Below are 15574 nucleotides of genomic sequence, written 5' to 3' on the forward strand. Positions count from 1 at the left end.
CATCCCCATGCGTCCCCCACGCCTGATTGAAGTTACAGACATCCCGCTGGACGACATCGACACGTCGAACCGGTTGCGTCCAGTATCTGAAACGGCTGTTAAAAGCCTGACCCACTCGATTGAGACCCTTGGTCTCCAATCGGAGATCCAACTCCGCAAGATCAAGAAGACCGGCAAGCTGCGGCTGATAGCCGGCGGACATAGAGTGGCGGCGTTTCGTGCCCTAGGCCACGCTTCTATCCCCGCTAAAGTCTGGGATTGCACCGACGACTGGGCCGACCTTGCTGAGATTGACGATAACCTTGCCCACGCCGAACTTGATCCCTTGGAACTCTGCACCTTTCTCGCTCGCCGGAAAGAAGTCTATGAGAGGGCTTATCCTCAGGCCAAACAAGGTGGCGATCATGGCAATCAGCACACTGGTGGTTGCCAAACGGACATCTTGTCCTTTTGCCAAAGTGTAGCCGAGAAACGGGATATTTCTGAACGCCAGGTGCGTCGTCTAGTCGCCGCTGGCCAAGCCCTCGGACCGCGCGAGATCAACGAGCTGCGTGACGCCCCCAAGAAAGTCTCCCTTTCTGACCTGCAGGAAATCGCCAAATGCGGCTCCGTTACGGATCGCTATGACATTTGCCGCGCCCTGGGCGACGGCTCTGCCAAATCCGCCAAGGAAGTCCTGGCCCGTAAGAAAGCCCCCGGAACTGCTGTTAAAGACCCGGTTGAGGCGGCGCGTAGCAAATTAAACGACGCTTATTCGCGCGCTCCAAAAGAAGCCCGCCGTCGGTTTGTCGATGATCACCGCGACGAGCTGCTGGAGCTGTTGGGCGAAGACGCCCCAACCGAACAGGCAGAGTCCCTCGAAACAGACGCCGAGATCGTGCCCTTCACCTCCAAGAGGGTGGGCTGATCCCATGAGCATTGTTGAACCCACGCAAATCTGGTGGACAGTTGAGGAATTGGCCAACTCAGGCCTGCCCGAACTGCCAGGCAGCAAGCCGGGTATAAACGCACTGGCTCAGCGGTTTGGTTGGCGCGTCATTGAAGGCTGCGCCAAGCGTAAAGTCGGACGCGGCGGCGGCTGGATTTACCATTGGTCAGTGTTGCCGCTGGCAGCACGGCGTAAGCTGCTGGTTGATGCGTCTGAAGCCCTAAATGAACGCCCGGATCGGGGCAACGCCTGGGCCGCATTTGATAGCCTGCCGGAAACGGCAAAAACCAAGGCCAGAACCCGCCTGGCTGCGCTTCAAATGGCTGACGGATTGCACCAGTCGGGAGTCACCCATGTTCATGCCGTTGCAGAGGCCGCGCGCCAATGTGGCTCTTCAGCCCGTAGCATTTACAACTGGATCGGCATGGTTGAAGGCGTCGCGCCCGAGGACCGCCTTGCCTATCTGGTGCCGCGCAACCGTTTAGCCGTTCGAAAGCCCATTAAAGCGACCTGTAACCGGGCCTTTATGGACTATTTAAAGAGCCTTTATCTGCGCCTTGAACAGCCGACATACGCCCAGTGTTATCGGGACGCTTGCGCCAAGGCCAGGCATGAGGGCTGGGACGTCCCAACCAACAAAACAGCGAAACGGCGGCTGGACACCGAGGTGCCGCGCATCACTCAGGTGTTTGCCCGCGAAGGCGAAGGTGGGCTGATGCGCTGTTTCCCGGCCCAGATCCGCGACCGCTCCACCCTGACGGCCCTGGAAGGCGTCAACGCTGATTGCCACAAGATCGATGTCTTTGTCCGCTGGCCTGACGGCACCATAAATCGGCCTCAGATCGTCGCCTTCCAAGACCTGTATTCCGGCAAAATGCTGAGCTGGCGCGTCGATAATGACCCCAACAAGGTCATGGTTATGGCAGCCTTTGGAGAACTGGTTGAAACCTGGGGCATTCCACGCCATTGCCTGTTTGATAACGGCCGCGAGTTCGCAAACAAATGGATGACTGGCGGGGCCCCTACCCGCTTCCGGTTCAAGATGCGCGATGACGATCCTCTAGGCGTGTTGCCCATGATGGGGATTAAGATCCATTGGGCCACCCCAGCCCATGGTCAGGCCAAGCCAATTGAACGCGGGTTTCGGGATTTTGCATCCAGTTTAGCCAAGGACCCACGTTTCAAAGGCGCTTACACCGGCAACCGGCCAGACGCTAAACCGGAAAACTATGGTTCGCGGGCAGTGCCTTTAGACACTTTCCTGAAAGTAGTCTCCGAGGGCATCGCCGAGCACAACGCCCGCCAGGGCCGGTTGTCTGCCACGGCGCGGGGGCGCTCCTTTGATGAGACCTTCGCCGAGAGCTACGCCGCTGCCCCCATCCGCAAGGCCACTGAGGATCAACGCCGCCTTTGGCTGATGGGTCAGGAGGTCGGCAAGCTGAACAAAAACAGCGGCCAGTTTCAGCTCTATGGCAACTTCTACCATTCAAACTGGATGTCTGAACATGCAGGTGACCGCGTTGTGGCCCGGTTTGATCCGGAGGATTTGCATTCCGGCGTCCACATCTATGCCGTTGACGGCTCCCATTTGGGATTTGCAGAATGTCAGCAGAAAGTTGGGTTTTTCGACGTCACCGGAGCCAAAGAAGAGGCCCGCCGCAAACGTCGGATCAAAAAGGCTCAGAAAGAACTGCTGAACGCCAATCGTCCACTGTCGATTGAAGATATTGCCGCCGACATGGACGCCCGTGCACCAGACCTGCTGACCCAGTTGGAAGCCAAGGTTGTGAAGCCGGTCTTCAGCAAAAAACCTGTATCGGTTCCACGCCATCAGGTCACGTCAGATCCGGCAGTGGTTGAGGCCCGCAAGGCCTTTGAGAACCGTGTGGAACAGAGAAAGAAATCAGATCCGAAACCCAAGGCGGTTGGCCGGTTTCAACCCGCATCCACCCCCAGAGCGCGGTTCCAGGACGCCAAAGACATTATCGCGAAATCAGACGCCGGGAAACGGGTTGGCAGCGGCGAGGCCGACTGGCTGCGCAGCTACATCGAGCTGCCCGAGTATCGCGGTTTCCAGAAAGTAGAGCAATTTGCAAAGCGGGACGACGCCGGTTGAACGCCAAAAACGCCGTCCCAATGGCACACATAAGACTAAGAGGCACCACAATGTTACAAAAAACAAAACTCGGCGAATATGTAAAGCCGCTCACCAACGTCTACCTATTGAGCTCGCTGATCGAGACACTGGAAAACCGTGACATTGGCCTGCCTGGCATTGGTGTTTTCCACGGCGAACCCGGCGTTGGTAAAACCCACGCGGCAATGTTTGCATCGGCGCACCAGGACATCCTGCATATTCAGCTCACCAACAATTACACCAGTAAATTCCTGTTTGAGAAGATCCTGAACGAGCTGGGCGCACGGGAGAAAGGCTCCACCGCCTATCTGGAAATGCGCGCCCAGGAAAGCCTGGCCCAGACAGGCCGCACCCTGGTCATTGACGAGGCCGACCACGCCCTGAAGCCTCGGATGATCGACAGTATTCGGTTCCTGCATGATCGCTCGGACGTGCCGCTGATCCTGATCGGGCCCAATGACTTTCCAGCGAAACTGGCCAAATACACCGCCATCGCCAGCCGGGTCATGCAGCGGGTCACAGCCCATCCAGCCAGCCTGGAAGACGCCCAATCGCTTACCGGCTATTATGGACGCGGCATTAAAATCGCGCCGGATTTGCTGGAGCACATTGTCTCTGTGAGACGCGGCAAGGTGCGCGAGATTTGCACCTGCATTGCCCATGTTAGAACCATGGCCCGCACCTGGAACATGCAAACCATCACCCTAAAGGACTGGGGCAAAGAACCCTTTCCGGCTGGAAACGAGTTTCTGGCCGTTGGCGGTGCCCTATGACGGGTCACACCCCACCGGGGCCACAGGAAGAGGAAATCTGGCGATTTGTCCGGTCCCGGCAGGTGTTCACCCATGCCGAGGTCGCGGCGTTCTGCTCTGCCGCTGATTGGAAACGCACCAACTACCTGCGCAAATTGGCCCGCCTAAATCTGGTGACACTCTATCAGCGCAGGTGCAGGCTTTGCTATTATACGGCGCAAGATCCGGCCACTTTGTCAGGTGAGGCATCCCAGATTGATAGCAGTGCTCAGGATGCACAGTGGCGCGCAGATACCCTGAACTGCAAGATATCAGCAGGCGCTGACATCGCGCAATCGGGGCAGCCCTGGACGCCGGAAACCGCCGAGGATCAAACGCTCTGGGATTTTGTGCGGGCCCAAATCCGGTTCACCCGAGATTATGTGCTGGCGCAGAAATTGGCCCCCGACAACAAGGTCACATTGTTCCTGCGCGCTTTGGAAAGCGCTGGCCTGTTGCACTCAGCTGGCTTTGAAAACGGCAGGCCGTATTTTACCGCGCTCACCTCGGTGGAAATCATGCACAGTGCCAAGGACAAACGCCTGACCAAAGAAGGCCGGATCTGGACCGCCATGCGCGCCGCCAGCAAGTTCACTATTGAAGACCTGCTGATCACCTTTGCCGGGCTGGAAGAGGAGTTCTCGGAAAAGAGCATCCGCAGCTACTGCGCGACGTTGCAAAAGGCCGGGTATTTGAAAGACACCCGCCGGGGCCGCGTCAAGGCGCAATCAGTTCGCTACCACCTGGTGCGCGACACCGGCCCCCTGCCCCCAACCGTCAAACGTGTTCCGGTCGTAACTGATCCCAACGAGGGCCGCGTTGTCTATGTCCAGGGAGAGGAAAACACATGGGCAACCTCGTGATCAGCGACCGCGAAATCGTTGCGCAGGATGCCTGGGGCGATGACGTGCCCGACTGGATCATGACCCTGGTCAAAGAGTGCGACGGCAGTTCACAAAACAAGGTTGCCACCCGGCTTGGCATCAGCGCCGCCGCCGTCAGCCAGGTTATTCGCAAGAGCTATCAGGGCAGTTATGACAACGTCGCCATGCGCGTGCGTGAGATCTACATCGGCGGCAATGTTGACTGCCCGGCCATCGGCGCGATCGCCTCGGAGATCTGCCTGCACTGGCGCGACGAGATCCGCCGGGGCACATCCACTGACCCCCAGCGCATTCTGATGACCCGGTTCTGCAGAAAGTGCCCCCGAAGCCAACCTGGAGCCGACATTTCCGCTCCTGAAGCATCGCCCGAAGCCAAACTTGTCTTCAAATCAAGGAGGGCATCCCGTGTCTAAAAACAACCAAGATCAGCAAGAATTGCGGGACGTACTGGGCGCAAACCTCAGACGGCTGACCAAGGGTTTAAACGTTACCCAGCTTGCCCGTGATCTGGATATTCACCGGACCCAGTTCAATCGTTACCTCCATGGCGAAAGTTACCCCGGTCCTGCATTGCTGGCACGGATTTGCGGGCATTTCAAAGTGGATGCCAATATCCTGATCCGCCCGATTGATGAGACGCCGGAAACCCCTGAACGCATGGCGCTGCGCCATGCCATCAACGAGGGGCGCTTTGATTGTGCAGGTGATCTTCCGTTGACGCTAACCACCCTGCGCGCGTTTCGCTCAACGGAAACCGCCCGCTTCATTCTGGCCCAATGCGCTGGGGCCGTGAACGGCTGCGAGTTTGATCTCCTGGTCGAAGAGGCCGGGTTCTCGGACCTCCCACAAAACCCTGTCCTGATCCTTGAGGCCACACTTAAGCCAATCCTACACGAGGCAATACAATGACCCCGCAGACACCCAGCAAATTCGAACCAGCGCCTATTCCCGACGGTCGCGTCAACGCCAACGGCAACACCTACATGACGGACACCAAAGGCGGGTTGGTGCCAATTGATCTGGTCAAGGCTCAAGACCAGCTCCAGGACGAAACCGTGCGCAAGATTGCAGGCTACTCGCTGGCCCTCAGCGGCCAGACCGCCCGTTTCAAAGAGCACGTCTATAACGATATCGGAGATTTTGAGGCCATCCTGGAACAGGAGTACGGGTCCACCATTGGCGGCGCACGTGGCAATAAAACCCTGATGAGCTTTGACGGGTTGTTCAAAGTTCAGGTCTCGGTGGCTGATCAGTTCGACTTTGGCCCGAGTTGCAGATCGCCAAGGGCCTGCTGGATGAATGCTTGAACGAGTGGTCCGCCGAAGCCCCGGTCGAGCTGCAAGCCATCGTCACCAACGCCTTCAACACCGACAAAGAGGGCCAGATTAATCGGGCCGAGATTTACAAGCTCCTGCAATTGGAGATCCAAGACGAACGCTGGCAGCGCGCCATGCAGGCCATTCGCGACGCCATGCGTGTGGTGGGAAAATCAACCTATGTGCGCTGCTACCAACGCCCAGCACCGGACGCCAAGTGGCAGCACATCACCATTGATCTGGCCAAAGCATAAAGGAAGGTCTCCAATGCCCATGTCTAAGCACGACTACCGTGAGAAGCTGCGTCAAAATCTCAGCGCCTACGCCACCAGCCAGACTCGCGCCTCGATGACTCTGGGAGGTCGGCTGACAGTTCTCAGGCTACAGGCCACTGTTGCTGGTCTGACCGATGATGATCTTGCAGACATTACCGCCGAGGAAACCGCTCGCGCGGATCGCCGATTAGCCCGGATCACGGAGCTCCATCCCGTTGGTCCAGTTGTGCAGGTCGAGGACATCCAGTCATGACCCGCACCCTGCAACAGAAAATCCATGTCGGCTGCCGCCAGCTTGGCATGGACGCCGACGCCCGCCGCGCTCTGCAGCTCGCTGTAACCGGCAAACATTCCATGAAGGACATGGACCACGCCGAACTCTTGATGCTGATCAAACGGCTTAATAGCGACGGCTTTAAACCCTCTTCAAAGGGTCCCAAAAAACACAAAACCGCCTCACGCCCAGATTTGCGCCTGGTGCATGTGCTTTGGGCCAAGCTTGGCGAGGCTGGCGCGTTACGCGACCCCAGCCGTGCCGGGCTGAACAAGTTCATTCGCGCGCGGTTCGGCAACACTTGGAGCTCGGTCCCTGCTGACGTCGACATGCTGCGCCAATGGCCCCAGATAGATGCTGTCATACAGGCGCTCAGAAGCTGGGGTGCGCGGGCTGACATCGACTTTGACTGGGCGGAGCATCGCAAGTGAGTGATGGCTTCAAGCCATATCTACCCGGCGTGTTGGCGCTGATCGCTGACGAAATCAGTGTCGACCTCGCCGTGTGCCTTGCCAAACAGCGCGGCGGTCGCGAGATCTATATCGCCAAGGACCCTGCCCCCAGTTGCTCACTCTCGGAAATCGTCGGGCAAGCCAATGCCCAAAAGCTCTACAAGCTGCTCGGCAGTGGCAAGATGCTGGTGCCCGCCGGAAACATCAGCGGTCAAACCGGGCGCCGCCAGCGGATCGCCATGCTCTTGGATCAGGGCTTAAGCCATTCGATCATTGCCGCAGACGTCGACGTTCACATCCGCACTGTGGAACGCGTGTCCGCAGAACTGCGGCGCCCGAAAGATCAGCGGCAATCCGATCTATTCCTGTAAATCCTGGTCGACCTAGCAGATGATAGCGCCGGAAGATCTCCACCGTCTGCAGGCCTGCAGAGAATTTCCTTCCGCCCGCACACTTCTTTTCCGTCCTAAGCAAGATAAAAGGCAACATTCTGCCTATTCAGCGCGTCTCACCCCAGCAAGCAAAGAACGGTAGGCCAGACCTGCTCTGAGGATCGCTGTTAAATACCACTTAAACGGGTCAGCGTCGCGCTTGAGATAAATTCCGCCCCGGAGTAGCGTTCAGGCGAAAAGTGGACTCAGCAGCCCCCATATCGGGCCCCAATGATCTCGCCAAACCTCCCGCAAATTTTGCCCAGCGCTTTTGGGCCTGATCCCGACACATGACGGGGCGGTACGTACCGACGAGTGTCGGCATCAACATCCTATGCTAGACACACACGCCCCCCCGAACCTTTTGACCTGTGACGAAATGATCGATCTCGGAATGACAGTTCCTGAGATCCTGGAAGAGTTGGAAGACAGCCTTGGCCCAGACGCCGTCTGGAAACTGACAGGTCTCTTTGGCGGCACCGAAACCCACATCCCTCATCAACACAGCTTGGCGCGCTCAATCCTAACTGAGCAACTTGGTGATCAGATCACCCATTGGCTGTACGAGACCTATGGCCCAGGGCGGATCCAAATCCCGCTGGGGCCACATTCAAGCAGAGCCCGGAAAATGGCCGCGTTTCGAGCCGCGCTTCTCAGCCGCCAACCGCATCGCAAAATTGCTCGTTCCCTGGGCTGCCACGTGCGCACCGTTGAGCGCGCCAAACGCGAACTGGTCACCGCTGGGTTTCTTTAGAACGCTTGAGGTTTGCCCCAGACACAACCCCTCGCTGGCGCAACATGTAACGAACGGACCTTACCGGCCGTTGGAGACAAACCCGTCTAACGGCCGGTTCCAGCTGATTGTGTTGAAAAACTCTATAATCAGCAATTAGAAAATTTTTGGCAGAAACGTATCTCTTACTAAAGTCAAATGAGATAGTTCCCAAGGCGCACAGAGTTTACCCAACAGCACCGGAGGCTAGTTTTGGCCGAACCCCTCTCCCAAATTTTGCACTTGTTCTGTATCGGTCAGAAATTTGCCGCCTATGCTCGAAATCGGAGTTTTTCAACACAATCAGCCCTTCTACGACATTCGCGCAGGGTGCAGCATGAGCAGCATGAGCAGCATATGGAGCACGAAGGGCGGTTGCTGGACATTCTCTGCCATTCGCCGGAATGGCAGCTTTGCCTAAGAACGAACCTTATAAAATCAAGTGAATGCCCCAAATTTGATATTTTTGGGATAAATATCAGCGGCCTGCTCCCAGCTAAGAGGAACCGCCAGCCGAGAGACGTTCTCAGTTGACGGTCTAGTTGCGTCACCTGAGTTCACTAGGTACGCAGGTAGAGAGGAGGCCCTCTCGCCTGACTACTCGGCTGCTTGAGGAGTTGGAGCAGTCCAAGTGTTAGGCACAAAAGCAACGTCCAAGTCTGTTTCAGCGATGTGGTTAGTATAGTTCGACAAAGTCTTGAGAGCTGTGCCGAGAATTACTTCCAGGATTGTTTGCCGCGTATAGCCAACCGCCAAAAACGATTCCATTTGCGTGTTGGACAGCCAGCCGCGGCTTTCATTAAGCGCAATGGTGAGTTGACGCAGAGCTTCTAGCTTGCTGTCCGTAATGGGAGTGTTGTTGCGGAGGGCAGTGATGACATCGTCCTTAACACCACCCATCTGAGAGAGTGTGGTATGAGCCGCCATGCAATATTCGCAACTGTTTAGGCGATTGTTGGTCATCAAAATGATCTGGCGTTCGGTTTCTGAAAGATCGGACTTGTCAAAAACACCCGAGAGAGTTGTGTAACCTTCTAGAATAGCCGGAGCCTCAGCCATTGTAGCATAGAGGTTAGGCACGAACCCATAGGCCTTGAGTGAGTTCTGAAGAATTGGCTTGGCGGCCGCTGGGGCAGAGTCCAGTGTGTGTGTGTTAAACGTAGTCATGTTTTTATCCATTTCTAGGGGGAGTACTGCGCACTAGGTGGCAATGAAATGCAGAGCTTTACGTCTAGCTATGAGACGGAATTGGGCTGCAGCGACCTTCTAAACGTGAGAGCCGCCGCAGGAATTTCTACCGATGATTTAGAGATCACCCACCGGTGAATGCACGATTTCGGGCCACTTTGCGTATGCGCCTTGGATCACTGCGTCTTTATCTTCCAGGTATTTCTGAAAGATCGCGGCATTGACGAAGAGATACAGTTTCCCGTCAACAATGTCGGCGTAGCGAACATCACCGTCGAGTTTTTTGCCAACGAATATACCAAAGGCACAAAAGCCGCCAAACTGGGGAAGAAAGTTCTCTGGATCGACATTAAAACCTTGCTGAGCTTCGGCTGAGCTAAAGTAGTAGTCCACGCCTTCATGGCTGGATGTATTTGTGGCGTCGCCTGAAACGGGAGCGTCAGCTTGGAACATCGAGACGGGATCAACGCCGTGCATCCCAAGTGGATTTCCGCTGAGACTGAGCCCGTTTGAAACGTTGTATTCATCCGCAGCAAAAACTGGGGAAGCCAGAGCAAGCGTTACCGCGATGGCAGTGGCGTGAAGAAACGAAGTATTGGTCATAGTTTTCTCTTTTCATTGGGAGTTAAGGGCACGGCAATGCAAAACCACTGCTGGCAACAACGACATCGCCGTGCGGAGAGTATGTTTGTGATTTTTGAGAAGGTTTCTTTTGGCTAAAAGAAAAGCCCTTCGTCAGGCGGACTTTCCGATCTGATCAACAGCGTCATCCGTCCACCAAACGCCGTTGGCGACCATGCGGAAGTTGATCAGCGCAGCGAGGTATCCGTCGCCTTCGGGCACCTTCGCACCGGCCGTAGCATCACGCACCACGGCAACTTCGTACCCCAGTTCAAGCAGGTCATAGAGGTGAGCCTGCGTGCAGAGGTTCGCAGACATACCGGCAAGGATCACCTTATCGATCCCACGTTTGCGCATCTGAAGGTTCAAGTCATTTTGGGCCGGGCTGTAGACCTTGTGCGGCGAACAGACGATGGTTTCGCCATCCTCGATGTACTTCTTGTATTGCGGCATCCAGTCAGCGCCAGATCCTTCGAAGTTATCGACGTTGAGCGGCCCCAGACGATCAAACATACCGATAGAATGCATGGTTGCTTCCAGAGTGCCCTCGAAGTTCCACTTGTGATCGTGGGGGTAGTAGTAGTGGGGGGAGATGAAAACTGGCATGCCCGCAGCTTTTGCTGCAACAAACAAACGCTCAATGTTGTCCACGGTTCCTTGTTCGGTCACGCTTTCGCCAACCACACCCCAGGTCACACCATCCTCGGACAAAAAGTCGATTTGAGGATCTGTAACAACCAACGCAGTCCGGCCGGGATCGATGTCCATGTCGATCTGTGGCAAACCGGGGTTCTTAGGGTCCGCATAATAGGCGCGGGCCTCGTCGGTGGCAGCGATTGCGGTCCCGCCTGTGATGGCTGCAGCGCCTGCAGCAGCCGCACCGGCTGCCCGCGTCATCAGCCGACGGCGCGCCATGTCGACGCGCTCGGGCGTAACATCGCAGCCGCAACCGCTCTCGTGGTGATGATCATGGTCATTCATAATATAGTTCCTTCGCTTGAGTGGTGGCAGTATGTTATTGGTGTCTTACTGCCGGGATGATGAGGTAAGGTCCCTTGGACCAGGCATGCCCCTGCCAGCCCGCCTGCGCCGTGCGCATCAGAAGTGTCGTAAGCGGTGGTTGGGGACATGTGCCGCGCCTTTGAGACAAAGGCCTGATTAGAGCCGAAGTTCGTTGGAGCAGTGCGTGGTTACGTCATGAGGGCCAAAGCCGTGCTGGCGCCGGTGGGGGTAAACGCTCTGCCTGGCATGAAGATCAGCAGTGATAGTGCGCCGACGGCCAGTGCAGCAACGACGGCAGCAATCAGCATGCCAGTCATTCCGGTTATGTCGAACAGTCCCGTTTTGGGGGTCGTCCAAGGAGCAACACCGTCACAATTTGTAGACGTTACTCTGGTTGTTGTGCTGTCCTTACTCATGGTGAACGCCTTTCTCTTTGGGGGAGAGGTTATAGCGGCGCGATAGATTATCTTTCGCTGCCGGTTCTCTCCGTTGTTCCATGAGAAGACACTACGCCGGGTGCGAAGGGCTGGTATTGGCCGATCCTGCCACGAACTTAACCAAACCTGCCATAGACAGACATTGTACAGATCAAACTGTCGAGGATTGCTGCCTGAATTGGGCTGGGGCCTTGCCGACCCATCGCTTAAATGCGCGCGTGAAGGTGCTTTGCTCGGAAAAACCGGTTAAAAAGGCAATCTCTGCGATGGAAACTTTATCATCTCGAAGCAGCTTTTGTGCGAGCGAAGACTGGGCCTTCGCCAGCACATCCCGAAAGGTAAGCCCCTCTTTAGCAAGGCGACGATATAGTGTGCGCTCGCTCATACCCATTTCGCGAGCGATGTCCGCTGCCTGTGGCAACCCGGTGCTTAGAGTGGGAGTGAGATGGTGCAAAAGTGTACAGCCTAATGAAGGAGAACCCTCGAGCAAATTAATTTTGCTTTCAAGGTGCCCCGTCAGGAATTTCGACACTGCTTTGTCACCGAGACGGTTCGATAGATCGAGCATTTCGGTCTTTAACTGGATAGCATCTTGGTCTGAATTAAATTTGACCGGACACCCAAAGTGTGCTGCGTACCGGTCTGGATCACATCGGCAGGCGTGCCGAAACGATACCGAGTGCAGCGCAAGCCCAGGTCCCACGAACCGGTGCATATTCCGCGCAAAACCAGCAAGAGCGCATTCGTTACGAAGCTCAAGCGCAGTACGGTGTAGCGTCTGACTCTGGAAAACCCAAAAGGCAATTTCACCCTTTTCGACCAACTGGTAGACAGCGGTATCAGTTACAAGACGAAAATACCGCTCGGCACGCCGAAGTGAGGCCCGCAGTGTCGGTGCCGTTTTGATTGCCAGTCCAAGGACGCCGAGATCGTCTGTCTGAATTGCGGATGCGTAGGCCTCGACCAGTCTAACCTCATCAGTATGAGAGTCACGAATCCAGTCGATAAGGTCAAAGTAGTCGGTGTCAGCGATCTGGCCATCAACTGGCTTTGGCACACGAAACACGACGGTGCCGTTTGAACACAGCGCACCTTCGTCTGTCAGCGTCATCCCGGCCGCTTCGGCCATCGCGCGCGCGAATGCATTGGTTACACTTGGCATATTCAATATCGTTACATTAGAAATATTGGATATGGATACACCGGAAAGAACGACATGAACAGATATTTCAAACGCGGATTAGGTGCCTGATTGCTATGCTGCTATTTGGAGTTACAGGTGATAACTCATAGATTGACAGCTTGAGCTCCAGAACAGCTTTCGATCATCTTTCAATGGGAAGATGCCAGCGCACCAACAGAGCATTCACTCCGGGGTTGTTTGTTGCAGTAGATGCATTGGATTTGTGAGTAAGCGCCACAGATACCGCGCTGCCGTTTTTTAGACGGCGACCCACAGATACGAGGCTGCGTATTTCAAATGCCGACCCCAGATCATTTTCAACTTTTCTGTGAGCATATACACCTGGCATGACACTGACCTCTCCAAACCATCGGTGTCCCAGATCAACAGTCCCCACGAGCCCGCCACCAAGATGTACATCTCCCGTGCCAAAGACGGAAACAGCAGCGCCCCACCCAAGCTCTAGGCGCTTGCGGCGATGGAAGTAGGCCGAATGGTACTCTGCAGATATGATTGCGGTATCTTTTGACTGGCCGTTTGAAAAGTCTGCAAAGCCACTGCCAACAACCCATTCCTGCGAATACGCTGGCGACAGGAAGCTTAGAAAGAGTGCAAACGACAGGAGTTTCTTCATTGATCTGTTGCCCTGAGTTAGTAGATTTTGCGCATCGACCGAACATGTATTTGACAGCGCCGAAATGGATGATCTTTAGATATCCGGGAGGGGCGCGCCCGGTATTGGCTTCGCCTGCCAATGGGTTGGCCCTACCTGCCATCCCTATCGCTGACGCTTCATCTCTAAATTAGTTGCGGATATTGGCGATGGTTGCTGGCGTAGGTTGCATCTAAATACGCTACTTAGCCAGTCGTGACGCATCAGCTCTAGACCGAAAATGCGATCCATTTCCCCCCATCGGCATCGGTTGCTACGACCGACAAGGATGGCGATCAAATAGTCAGTTGGACGCAACGCTACGTGAATGGCGCACTTCCGAAACTCCAAGAGTATTTTGCACCTGAAAGATTGGAGACGGCCTTGGTTTCCGTAGGAGTTATTCTTGCTAGCTGCGGGCTTGGCTCGTTGCTTACGGGCTTCAACCCGATCGGCTGCGGTGCGGGAAGCGTAGTCTGGAAATTATTCGTAGGCGAAACGAAAAGTGGAGCAGCAGCAGATCAAATCACCAAACGGCTTGATGAGGATGAATGATCCGGCGGCGGTTAGCTTGAGCCGTGCCAAGGATATCACAACGGCAGCTTCGTCCCGCGCGGTATGAATTCAACTGCCACCTGTCTTTCCGGTTGCGACGAATGTCCGCAATGACGGGCCGCACTGCGGCATGATGCCTAGGTGGTCAAGGTCCGGTATGCGCTGTGGTTTCAATGGGTCGTCGCAACACTTTAGTCTTTTGAGAAAGATGGAGTGTTTTGAATGAAGTATCGCACACGGACGTTTTATACGGACAAACAGAAGTCCGAGATGTGGGATCGATGGCAACGCGGTGAGTCTATGAGTTCGATTGGACGTCACTTCAATCGTGCGTCGTCTTCGATTTTCCCTCATTTGGCGCGAACTGGTGGGATCCGGCCCCCTGATCGCACGCGGTCGCGATGGACCTTGAGCCTCATTGAACGGGAGGAGATTTCCTGTGGGCTTGTCGCGCAGCAGTCGTTTCGTTCAATCGCGCAAAGCCTGAACCGGTCGCCTACGACAATCAGCCGAGAGGTTCGCAGGAATGGCGGACGCCAAGCCTATCGCGCCACCCACTCAGAACAGCGCGCCTGGGACTGCGCAATTCGGCCCAAGTTTTGTAAGCTCTCGTTCAACGATCCATTGTGCCAGTTAATAGCGCGCAAGCTGCGTCGGAAATGATCACCGCAGCAAATTGCAGGGTGGCTCAAACGCAAATATCCTGATGAAGAGAAAAATCGCGTGTCGCACGAAACGATATATCGCAGCCTCTATGTTCAAACCCGAGGGGTTTTAGAGAAGGAATTACAGGAATGCCTGCGCAGCCCACGTGCGATCCGACGCTCCAGACACGCCACTCAAAAGGGCCTTAAGTTGCGCAAAATCAAAAATGCTGTTTCGATTAGCAAACGCCCAGCTGAGGTCGAAGACCGTGCCGTTCCTGGCCATTGGGAGGGCGATTTGATCGCGGGATCGAACAACAGCTACATCGCGACGCTGGTTGAGCGCCATTCCCGTTTCGTGATGCTGGCCAAAGTCGCGAACAAGGACACCCAGAGCGTGACGACAGCCCTGATCAAACAAGCACGAAAGCTTCCCAAGGAACTCTACAAATCTCTGACTTGGGATCGCGGATCAGAAATGGCAGGGCATCGAAAATTCACCATCGCCACGAATATCGATGTCTATTTTTGTGATCCTCAGTCTCCGTGGCAGAGAGGCAGCAACGAAAATACCAACCGCCTTCTCAGACAATACTTCCCCAAAGGCACTGATCTATCTGGCTTCAGCCAAGCTAAACTCAGCGCAGTCGCACGCCAGCTCAACGAACGGCCTAGAAAGACCTTGCAATATCAGACACCGGCGGAGAAATTTGAGGCATGTGTTGCGTCCACCAGTTGAAACCGCAGCAGCAAGCGGCCATTCACCGCCCCTTTGATTATTGCGCCGATGCTGCACTATGCATCAACGGCAGCAATGCGCAGTAAGTCACCTTTGCAAAGTTGGGGCGCAAAGTGTGTCGGATCGACAGAACCGGCCCTGACCTGCCGTTCAATCAAAGTTTGCGTTGCTGCAATGCGGCCCGCCGAAGCGGACATTCGTTCATCTCGCTGCATTTCGGAAGGGCCAAAGTCTGGTATGCTGGCCAAAGGTGGCACCTGATCAATTGCCATAAAACAAGATGATTCTATAGA

At 55.4% G+C, this 15574-nt stretch carries 18 protein-coding genes and 2 pseudogenes; 13 read left to right on the top strand and 7 right to left on the bottom strand.

All coding sequences use genetic code 11. The features are described 5' to 3' along the window. Nucleotides 1-7 precede the first annotated feature (7 nt). From GO984_RS20755 to GO984_RS20805, 11 genes and pseudogenes are all read left to right on the top strand, one after another. Nucleotides 8-907: a ParB/RepB/Spo0J family partition protein gene (locus GO984_RS20755; protein WP_157024473.1), complete on the top strand. Its 900-nt coding sequence runs from the start codon at nucleotides 8-10 to the stop codon at nucleotides 905-907. A gap of 4 nt (nucleotides 908-911) precedes the next feature. Further along, nucleotides 912-3044: a transposase domain-containing protein gene (locus GO984_RS20760; RefSeq protein ID WP_167740452.1), complete on the top strand. Its 2133-nt coding sequence runs from the start codon at nucleotides 912-914 to the stop codon at nucleotides 3042-3044. 50 nt (nucleotides 3045-3094) lie between these two features. Next, on the top strand, nucleotides 3095-3838 hold the full coding sequence (locus GO984_RS20765; RefSeq protein ID WP_167740453.1) for an AAA family ATPase: 744 nt from the start codon (nucleotides 3095-3097) through the stop codon (nucleotides 3836-3838). Next, a complete protein-coding gene (locus GO984_RS20770) occupies nucleotides 3835-4719 on the top strand; it encodes a hypothetical protein (RefSeq protein WP_157024476.1) in 885 nt (294 codons plus the stop codon). The genes GO984_RS20765 and GO984_RS20770 overlap by 4 nt, the downstream gene beginning before the upstream one ends. After that, nucleotides 4704-5153, top strand: a complete 450-nt coding sequence (locus GO984_RS20775; protein WP_157024477.1) for a hypothetical protein — start codon at nucleotides 4704-4706, stop codon at nucleotides 5151-5153. The genes GO984_RS20770 and GO984_RS20775 overlap by 16 nt, the downstream gene beginning before the upstream one ends. Next, nucleotides 5146-5649 carry a helix-turn-helix domain-containing protein gene (locus GO984_RS20780; RefSeq protein ID WP_167740454.1) on the top strand — a complete coding sequence of 168 codons (504 nt, stop codon included), beginning with the start codon at nucleotides 5146-5148 and terminating at the stop codon, nucleotides 5647-5649. Before GO984_RS20775 ends, GO984_RS20780 begins: the two co-directional genes overlap by 8 nt. 74 nt (nucleotides 5650-5723) lie before the next feature. Further along, nucleotides 5724-6310: pseudogene (locus tag GO984_RS20785) on the top strand (DUF3164 family protein). A 13-nt stretch (nucleotides 6311-6323) separates the two neighbouring features. Beyond that, nucleotides 6324-6584 (top strand): hypothetical protein, encoded by a 261-nt coding sequence (locus GO984_RS20790; RefSeq protein ID WP_157024479.1) that lies wholly within the window; start codon nucleotides 6324-6326, stop codon nucleotides 6582-6584. Next, complete coding sequence (locus GO984_RS20795) at nucleotides 6581-7036, top strand: gp16 family protein (RefSeq protein WP_157024480.1); 456 nt, start codon at nucleotides 6581-6583, stop codon at nucleotides 7034-7036. The genes GO984_RS20790 and GO984_RS20795 overlap by 4 nt, the downstream gene beginning before the upstream one ends. Continuing rightward, nucleotides 7033-7428, top strand: a complete 396-nt coding sequence (locus GO984_RS20800) for a hypothetical protein (protein ID WP_157024481.1) — start codon at nucleotides 7033-7035, stop codon at nucleotides 7426-7428. The genes GO984_RS20795 and GO984_RS20800 overlap by 4 nt, the downstream gene beginning before the upstream one ends. Before the next feature lie 439 nt (nucleotides 7429-7867). Beyond that, entirely contained in the window at nucleotides 7868-8242 is a 375-nt protein-coding gene (locus GO984_RS20805) for a helix-turn-helix domain-containing protein (protein WP_157024482.1), read from the top strand. A 615-nt stretch (nucleotides 8243-8857) separates the two neighbouring features. On the opposite strand, the gene GO984_RS20810 is transcribed toward GO984_RS20805, so the two are convergent. The 6 genes from GO984_RS20810 to GO984_RS20835 form a co-directional block, all read right to left on the bottom strand. After that, entirely contained in the window at nucleotides 8858-9427 is a 570-nt protein-coding gene (locus GO984_RS20810) for a carboxymuconolactone decarboxylase family protein (protein WP_157024483.1), read from the bottom strand. A 138-nt stretch (nucleotides 9428-9565) separates the two neighbouring features. Further along, nucleotides 9566-10051, bottom strand: a complete 486-nt coding sequence (locus GO984_RS20815; RefSeq protein WP_157024484.1) for a YHS domain-containing (seleno)protein — start codon at nucleotides 10049-10051, stop codon at nucleotides 9566-9568. 132 nt (nucleotides 10052-10183) lie between these two features. Further along, complete coding sequence (locus GO984_RS20820) at nucleotides 10184-11050, bottom strand: cysteine hydrolase family protein (protein ID WP_157024485.1); 867 nt, start codon at nucleotides 11048-11050, stop codon at nucleotides 10184-10186. Nucleotides 11051-11259: 209 nt separating this feature from the next. Continuing rightward, entirely contained in the window at nucleotides 11260-11487 is a 228-nt protein-coding gene (locus GO984_RS20825; RefSeq protein ID WP_157024486.1) for a hypothetical protein, read from the bottom strand. A gap of 172 nt (nucleotides 11488-11659) precedes the next feature. Further along, the gene (locus GO984_RS20830) at nucleotides 11660-12670 is read right to left on the bottom strand and encodes an AraC family transcriptional regulator (protein WP_157024487.1); all 1011 of its coding nucleotides are present in this window, start codon (nucleotides 12668-12670) and stop codon (nucleotides 11660-11662) included. 163 nt (nucleotides 12671-12833) lie between these two features. Beyond that, nucleotides 12834-13325, bottom strand: a complete 492-nt coding sequence (locus GO984_RS20835; RefSeq protein WP_157024488.1) for an acyloxyacyl hydrolase — start codon at nucleotides 13323-13325, stop codon at nucleotides 12834-12836. Between the two features lie 342 nt (nucleotides 13326-13667). Here GO984_RS20835 and GO984_RS20840 point away from each other — a divergent pair, with 342 nt between their 5' ends. After that, on the top strand, nucleotides 13668-13898 hold the full coding sequence (locus tag GO984_RS20840; RefSeq protein WP_157024489.1) for a hypothetical protein: 231 nt from the start codon (nucleotides 13668-13670) through the stop codon (nucleotides 13896-13898). 222 nt (nucleotides 13899-14120) lie between these two features. After that, nucleotides 14121-15281: pseudogene (locus GO984_RS20845) on the top strand (IS30 family transposase). 56 nt (nucleotides 15282-15337) lie between these two features. On the opposite strand, the gene GO984_RS20850 reads toward GO984_RS20845, so the two are convergent. Beyond that, nucleotides 15338-15553, bottom strand: a complete 216-nt coding sequence (locus tag GO984_RS20850; protein WP_157024490.1) for a hypothetical protein — start codon at nucleotides 15551-15553, stop codon at nucleotides 15338-15340. Nucleotides 15554-15574: the final 21 nt, after the last annotated feature.

It is taken from the genome of Parasedimentitalea huanghaiensis (assembly GCF_009753675.1).
GTDB classification, from domain to species: Bacteria; Pseudomonadota; Alphaproteobacteria; order Rhodobacterales; family Rhodobacteraceae; genus Parasedimentitalea; species Parasedimentitalea huanghaiensis.